Annotated in this window: 6 protein-coding genes and 1 pseudogene; 3 read left to right on the forward strand and 4 right to left on the reverse strand. The window is 65.5% G+C overall.

What is annotated here, in order from left to right; translation table 11 throughout:
- From AB7F41_RS16885 to AB7F41_RS16895, 3 genes are all read right to left on the reverse strand, one after another.
- Nucleotides 1-2049: AAA family ATPase (locus AB7F41_RS16885; protein WP_428406711.1), on the reverse strand; the 2049-nt coding region annotated here is incomplete at its 3' end.
- Nucleotides 2046-3377, reverse strand: a complete 1332-nt coding sequence (locus tag AB7F41_RS16890) for an exonuclease SbcCD subunit D (RefSeq protein WP_428406712.1) — start codon at nt 3375-3377, stop codon at nt 2046-2048. The genes AB7F41_RS16885 and AB7F41_RS16890, both read right to left, overlap by 4 nt.
- Complete coding sequence (locus tag AB7F41_RS16895; RefSeq protein WP_428385898.1) at nt 3323-4669, reverse strand: exopolysaccharide biosynthesis polyprenyl glycosylphosphotransferase; 1347 nt, start codon at nt 4667-4669, stop codon at nt 3323-3325. Before AB7F41_RS16895 ends, AB7F41_RS16890 begins: the two co-directional genes overlap by 55 nt.
- 587 nt (nt 4670-5256) lie before the next feature.
- Between AB7F41_RS16895 and AB7F41_RS16900 the strand changes: the two genes are divergently transcribed.
- Nucleotides 5257-5775, forward strand: coding sequence for an HNH endonuclease (locus AB7F41_RS16900; protein WP_428385900.1), 519 nt, complete (start codon nt 5257-5259; stop codon nt 5773-5775).
- A 29-nt stretch (nt 5776-5804) separates the two neighbouring features.
- The gene (locus AB7F41_RS16905; RefSeq protein WP_428385884.1) at nt 5805-6311 is read left to right on the forward strand and encodes a hypothetical protein; all 507 of its coding nucleotides are present in this window, start codon (nt 5805-5807) and stop codon (nt 6309-6311) included.
- Here the strand turns inward: AB7F41_RS16905 and AB7F41_RS16910 are convergent.
- Entirely contained in the window at nt 6308-6877 is a 570-nt protein-coding gene (locus AB7F41_RS16910) for a hypothetical protein (RefSeq protein ID WP_428385886.1), read from the reverse strand. The genes AB7F41_RS16905 and AB7F41_RS16910 overlap by 4 nt on opposite strands.
- A 132-nt stretch (nt 6878-7009) precedes the next feature.
- On the opposite strand from AB7F41_RS16910, the pseudogene AB7F41_RS16915 reads away from it, so the two are divergent.
- Nucleotides 7010-7306, forward strand: a pseudogene (locus AB7F41_RS16915) (hypothetical protein); the annotation flags it as partial.

Consider the following 7306-nt stretch of genomic DNA (forward strand, 5'->3'; position numbering starts at 1 on the left):
CGCGCGACGCGACGCGTCTTCATGAAGCGCTTGCGCCAGAGCCTTACGCGCGCTCAGCGCGACAATCTCTACGTCCAATCCGCTGAGCGTGCGCCGCGACTCGACGCGCCGCGCGCGCAAGGCTTCGATCAATTCGGACGCCGCGTCGCTCGTCTCGGAAAAGGGATGTTCGCGCGCGCCGCAGACAGGACATGGCGCATCGTCGCTCAACGTCGCGCGCAGTCGCAGCGCATGGGGATCCGCCGCGGCGTCCGCCAGTTCGCCGAGCCGTTCGACGTCGGCGCGTTGCGCCGCATGTTGCGCGCGCTGCGCGCGCAGCGCCTCGAGGTCCTGCGAAAGCGCGGCTTTGTCCTGCGCGCAGCGCGTCACGTCGCGATGCGCCGACGCCGCCGCGGCGTCCGCCTCCTCATAGGCGCGCGCCCATCGGCGCAAGGTTTCGATGCGTTCGATGGCGCGCGTGAGGTCGTCGGCGCGCGCGAGCGCCACAGGCTCGTCGAGAGCGTCCAGCGCACGGACGCGCTCCGCGATCTGAGTCGCGAGCTTTTCACTGGCGGTCTTGTCTTGCGCATCGCGCGATTCAAAATCCGCAAGCGTCGCCGCGTCGCGAGAAATATTCGCGACGGCGGTCGCCAGCGCCGTATCGCACGCGCGCCTGGCCTGCGAAAGTTCAACGCGCTTCGTCAGCCAGTCGTCAATTTCCTGCAGGCGTTCGCTGAGCGCGCGCGTCGGCGCCAGACGCTCGAGATCGGTGTCGGCCTTCTCCTTCTCGCGCTGATGATCGCCGAGTCGTTGCGCCGCATCAGCGCGTTCAGCGCGCTTCGTCGCGGCGCGCGACGCAGCATCCTCTGCGATGCTGCGAGACTTTGCTTCCTCCTCCGCCAGATTGGCGATACGCGAATCGAGCGCCGCCGCCTCGGCCCAGATCGGCGCGAATCGGGCGATCTCCGCCTCCGCGGCGACACATGCGCTGGCGGCCGTGCGGGCCTGCGCATCCTTCGCGACGAAGGCTTCCTGCGCGGCGATCGCCTCCGTTTTCGCTTCGGCCGCCTGACGCGCCGCCTCGCGGAGAGCATCCTCTGCGCGGCGCAAATCGTCGCGCGGCGCGCGCAGCGGCTCGACGCGCGCCAGCGCGGCGAGCGTTTCGCGAAGCGGCGACATCGCCTGGAACGCGCGCAAGGCGTCCTCTCGCGCCGCCATCGCCTGCGCGAGCTTCGCTTGCGCCTGCGCCAGCGAGTCTAGCCGGCGCAGAACGTCGAGCAACGCTCCGCGCGCCGCTGCAACCTCAACGCGCTCGGCTTCGGTCTTTGCGCGTTCCGCGCCGATCTCCGCCCGCTCGGCTTCGGTCATCACGCCGATCTCGGCAAGGCTGCGTTCGATGAGCGTCGCCGCCTGCTGCGCCTCGCGCGCCCGCTCAAAGGCGCGTTTCGACAGAACGCCGTAGATCTCGGCGCCGGTGATCTTTTCGAGAAGCTCGGCGCGCTCCTTCGCGTCGGCGCGCAGAAAGGCGTCGAATTCGCCCTGCGCCAGAAGCGCCGTACGGCGAAACTGGTCGAAGGTGAGATCGGTCAATTCGACGATGCGGGAATTGACGGGTTCGATGCCGCTCTCGACCGCCGCCGCGATTTCGCCGGCGTCATCGATCCGCCACAGCGACCTGACGCGCTTTTGCAACGCGCCCGCCGGTCTGCCGCGCGCCCGCTGCAGGTCGCAACGCGCCCGATAGCGAAGATTGTCCCTGCCGATGAAGTCGACTTCCGCGAATCCGCGCCCAGCGCCGCGCCGAAGAATGGCGCGCGGGTCGCCGGCGGTCATCGTCTCGCCGGATGGATCCGGCGCGCCTTCGCTCGCGCCGGCGGCGACGACGCGCGGGAATTTGTCGTAGAGCGCGAGACAGACCGCGTCGAGAATCGTCGATTTTCCGGCGCCGGTTTCCCCTGTGATGGCGAAGAGGCCCGCCGAGCGGAGCGGCTCGCTGTCGAAGTCGATCGCGAAGCCCTCTGCGAGACTGGCGAGGTTGGCGCCTCTGATCGCCAGAATGCGCAACGTCACGCCTCCTGCAGAAGGCGCTCGAAACAGTCGCAATGATCGGCGGTCGGCGCGACGCCGTGGGCCTGCTCGAAGGCTTCGCGGAACAATTCCGCAGGCTTCCGTTCGGCCGCAAGCGCAGGCGGCGACGCCGTCGCCGCCTGCGCTTGCGGCCGCTCGACGCTCGTTGAGACGACGCGCAGCGGAAACTTCTCGCAGATCGCGTCGAGCTCGGCTTTCAATCCTGCTGCAGGACCGTCGACCCTGATCGCGAGATGTGCGAAGGGCCAGGCGTCCGTCGGCGCCGCAGCGTCAAGATCGAGCGCCTCAAGCGCGGGCTCGAGTTCCGTAATGGACAGAGCGCCGTGCGAAGGAACGCGTAAATGCCGAACGGCGCGGTCGAAGGCCGCATGTTCCATCGCAACGACGCCCGAGTCGCCGATATCGACGATGCTCACGCCATGCGCATAGTCGATTTCGGTCTTCGACATCGGAATCAGCGAACCCGAGTAGCGAATCGTCTCGCGGCCGACCGATTGCCGGCGATGCAGATGGCCGAGCGCGACATAAGCGATGTCGGGCGCGAACACGTCAGGCGGCAGCGCGTGCTCGCCGCCGACGATAATCCGTCTTTCGGCCCCTTCCGACTCGATCGCGCCCGCGACGTGTAGATGGCCGGTGACGATGAGCGGCGCCGTCCCGATCTCCCGCCGCGCGCCTTCGACCGCTTCGCGGTACATCTCGCGCACGGCCCCTGCGGGGTTTTCGTTCGCAACCGGAAGATCGACCGCGCGCGGATAGGGCAGCGCGAGAATATATGCGCCGACCTCGCCGCGCCTATTTCGGACCGGTAAAAGATGCGCGCGCGCATCGAACGCGCCCTCGCGCCGAGCAAAGGCGCCGATCGAAACGACGTCCGCCATCTCGAACAGGGCGCGCGGCGCTTCGAGCCGCGCCGCCGGATCATGATTGCCGGCGATGAGCACGATGCGGGCATGCGGACATGCGCCGCGCAAGTCGCGCAATGTCTCGTAGAGCAGTCGCTGGGCGTCGGCCGAAGGATTCAGGCTGTCGAAGACGTCGCCCGCCACGACGACGGCGTCGACCGCCCTCTCCTTCGCGACGCCGACAAGCTGCGCCAGAGCGGCGCGATGCTCGGCTTCGCGCGACCAGCCCTGCAGAGTCGCGCCGAGATGCCAATCAGCCGTATGAAGAAGCCGAATCACCCCGACAGTAGGCAACAGGCCGTCGGTCGTCGGCAAGAGACGTGGCGCGCCGATCGACCGCCGCGACGCCGTCAGACAGCGTTGCGATACGCCTTCGGCGAGAACACGGTCAGCAGAAGGATCCAAAGATCCAGGATGATCGACCAATTGTCGATGTAGTGGAGGTCATGTTCGACCCGCTCGCGGATCTTTTCGGGCGTGTCGATCTCGCCGCGCAGACCGTTGACCTGCGCCCAGCCGGTGATCCCCGGCTTGACATTGTGCCGGCGCGCATAGAGCGCGATGCGTCTCTCGAACAGCTGGTCGTGCGCGAGCGCATGCGGCCGCGGGCCGACGAGCGACATCTCGCCCCGCAACACGTTGAAGAGTTGCGGCAGTTCGTCGATGTTGTAGCGGCGAATGAACCGGCCGACGCGCGTGATGCGCGCATCATGCGCGGTCGCCTGCCTGACGTGGCGATCGTCCTCCATCGTCGTCATCGTGCGAAACTTGACGATGCGAAAGGTTTCGCGGTTGAAGCCATAGCGCCGCTGCAGGAACAGCGCCGGCCCCGACGAATCGAACTTGATCAGCAGCGCGACGCCCAACAGGAGCGGCGAGAGCAGAACCAGCGCCAGCGACGACGCGACAATGTCAAAAGCGCGCTTGGCGAAGATTTCCGCGAGATTGAGCGGATGACCGGCGAGACTGAGGCTCGAGATCGCGCCGACCTTGTCGATATGCGCGTCGACGAAACGGTCGAGCACGCGCTCCGGGCCGAGTTGAATGCGCGCGGGAACGCGCAGGAACGCCGTCACGCAGGAGTCGATCACGTCGGTGCGCGACCAGGGCGCCAGAATGAACACGTCGTCCGGACGCAGCAGGCGCGCCGAAGCGGCGGCCAGCGCCAGATCGTCGTCGAGCGTCTCCGCGCTGTCGCGCAATATGACGCCCCCGACGATATGCATTCCATATTTCCACGGTCTGTAACGGCGCGTGAATGTTTCCACGTCGTGCTCGAAGCCGACGAGAAACAGCCGGCGCGCCGAGACGCCGCCATGCGCCGCGCTCAGGCGCACGACATGAGTCATCGCCGCGCGCTCGGCATAAATCGCAACAAATCCGACGACATAGACCAGGACAAACGCCGCGCGCGACGAGTCGGCGCTGGTACGGGTGAGAAAGCCCGCCGACACCGCGCAGAGAATCACGACGCTCCAAAGGCTGAAGGTTCGCCAGCCATGCCCGCGCAGATTCAGATAGTTGGCGAAGCAGTATTCCTTGCGCATGACGTTCGCCAGGACGAAGGTCGCGGCCGCAAAGAGGCAGAGCTGCAGATTCGACGCGCTTTCCTGAGCGCCGCTGAACACCCAGTGGAGCCCGTCCCAGCCATAAACCGCGAAATGGTACAGCGCCTCCATCGACAGCGCTGCGATCATGATCGTCACAAAGTCGAGGAGCCCCGCAGCGAGCGAGAACGAAGCCCTGACGAGAGCGGTGTTGCGGCGCCTCGACGCCCCTGAAGCAGCCTTGCGTCGAGATCGGCTCGAAGTTCTCGTAGTCGCGCGAGGGGAAGCGTGGCGGCCGTTCAGCCGTCCAAGTTGAATGTCTTGGGACAATCCCATCTCCGGGTGAAGCAAAGCGTCCCGATCTGACACATTACGTGTTCTTCGGGCCGCGCTCGCCGCCTCACCTGCAAGGCTCAGGCCTCCAATACCTCTGTTGAGAAGTCGAGCGAGGGCTTCGGGAAAAACTAAATTCGTCTATTCCTTAGCGATTCGGATTACTTATCCGAATCTTCCCCCGCCACGATCGTTTATATTTCTGGACATTCGATCGTAACTGCGCCGCACGATCTTTCTGCGGCGCCTTCACAACCCTGTCGTCGTCCCTATAAAATATGCGCCGTCGCAGAGGCCCGGACCTTGGCGCGGTCCGTCAGGCCCTTCTCAAAATCGAGAGGCTGCCACGGGTGACTGTTTACTTCCGTCAACAGACCGTATCGCCGCAGGCGTGCCCGGCGCTTGTGCTCAACGCCGACTACAGGCCGCTGAGTTATTATCCGCTGTCGCTCTGGGGCTGGCAGGACGCGATCAAAGCGGTCTTCCTCGAGCGCGTGAACATCGTCTCGGAATATGACAAGACGGTCAAAAGCCCCAGCTTCGAAATGCGGCTTCCGTCGGTCGTGTCGCTCAAGGAATATGTGCGGCCGACCCGGCAGCCGGCGTTCACGCGATTCAACGTATTCCTGCGCGATCGCTTCACATGCCAGTATTGCGGCGAGCACGAAGAACTCACCTTCGATCATGTCATCCCTCGTTCAAAAGGAGGCGCGACGACGTGGGAAAACGTCGTCGCGGCGTGTTCGCCCTGCAATCTCCGCAAGGGCGACCGCCTTCCGAACGAAGCGCACATGACTCCGGCGCAACTCCCCTACCAGCCCTCAATCGCAGATCTGCATCGCAACGGGCGCCTGTTCCCTCCCAATTATCTGCACGAAAGCTGGATGGACTATCTGTATTGGGATTCGGTGCTCGAACCGTAAGGTCGGCGCGCTTCCGAGAGACAGCTCCCATGGTCCGCCGCATCGTCGTCATGGTTTTCGCTTTCATCCTCGCCGTGGGCGTCGGCGCGGTTTTCCTCATCCTCGCCGCGCTGCTCGACCCGGCGATCCGGGATGCGGGATTCACGGTCGCGATCTCCGGCATCTTCGCGTTCATCGAAGAAGATGCGCGCGCCGGGGCGAGCGATCCTCTCGCTACATTCGGCTTCATCCTCTGGGCGATCATGATCGCCACCTGTGTCGCGCCCCTCGCGCTCGCGGCCCTGATCGGAGAAATCGCGGGGGCGCGCTCGCTCCTCTGGTCTTCCGGCGTCAGCGCGACGCTCGCCGGCGCCTCGCCCTGGATCGTCCGCGCGGCGAAGGGGCTCGATCGCGCCCGCGAGGCGAGCCCGCTCGAAATCCGGATCGCGCTCCTGTTTTTTCTCACCGGCGCGCTGACAGGCGCGATGTACTGGTGGATCGCCGCGCCTCCGCCGGCGCGGCAGGCCGACCCCCGACCGCCGCTGCGTCAGGCTTAAGGCGCACGCTTCTTCGGACTGTGACGCCAGTAGACGAACAGCGCGCCGAAGATCAGCGTCGCGCCAAGCGCGACAGGGACGTAGCTCCAGAGAGTCGCGCCGACGGTGAATGCGAAGCGCGCGGTTTTGCGCTCGCCGGTCGGCTCCGTCACGGTGACCAGCGCGACATAGGCGCCGTCTTCCGCGAATTCGCGCTCCAAGGTGAGCGCGCCGCGCGGGTATGTTTTGGCCTCGACATAGGCGACAGTCCGCGACGACTGGTCTGAGGAGTCGTCGGCGCCGGCGCGGATGATGCGCAGTTCGATCGGCAGGTCGCGCAAGCGCGGCGTCGCCAAATCGAAAGAAAGAATGATGCGTCCGGATGACGGGAACGCATCGCAATATCTGTCGCGCGACACGTCCGGCAGATAGCCGGCCATCTGGACAATGTCGGCGCCAAGCGCCGCCTCGCAAGAATCCTTTACGCTCGAGGTCTTATCCATGCTGACGGCGCAGGCCGGCGCAACGAACGCAGCAAGAAGCGCCGCTGAAGCGATCACGCGGGTCAAAGAATGCTTCATCATCATTTGGCGGCGCCTCGAGTAAACAGAAGCGCATCTTAAATCATCTGCGCGCGCGCGCCGCAAAATCCCCGGATTTTCTTGGACTCTGACGGCGTCAGGATTGACGCCCAATGCCGGAAGTGCTCTTAACCGAACATGGCGGACTATCATTCTCTGATCGCGCGGGCGGTCGCCGCTCTACCGCAATCCACGCCGGACGCGCGCCAGGCGGTCTATGAACGCGCCCGCAAAGCGCTGTTCAATCAATTGCGCGGGATTCAGCCGCCCGTCGCCGAAGCCGACATCGCCGCTGAAGGCGGCGCTCTGGAAGACGCGATCGAGAAAGTCGAAGCCGAACTCGCTGCGCGCGAGGCGCTGGCGCCCGCCACGCCCGCGCAAACGATGCACGCCGCCGACTCCGTCGCGCGGGCGCCGACCGAAGGCGAAGACGCC

It is taken from the genome of Methylocystis sp. (assembly GCF_050251305.1).
Classification (GTDB): Bacteria; Pseudomonadota; Alphaproteobacteria; order Rhizobiales; family Beijerinckiaceae; genus Methylocystis.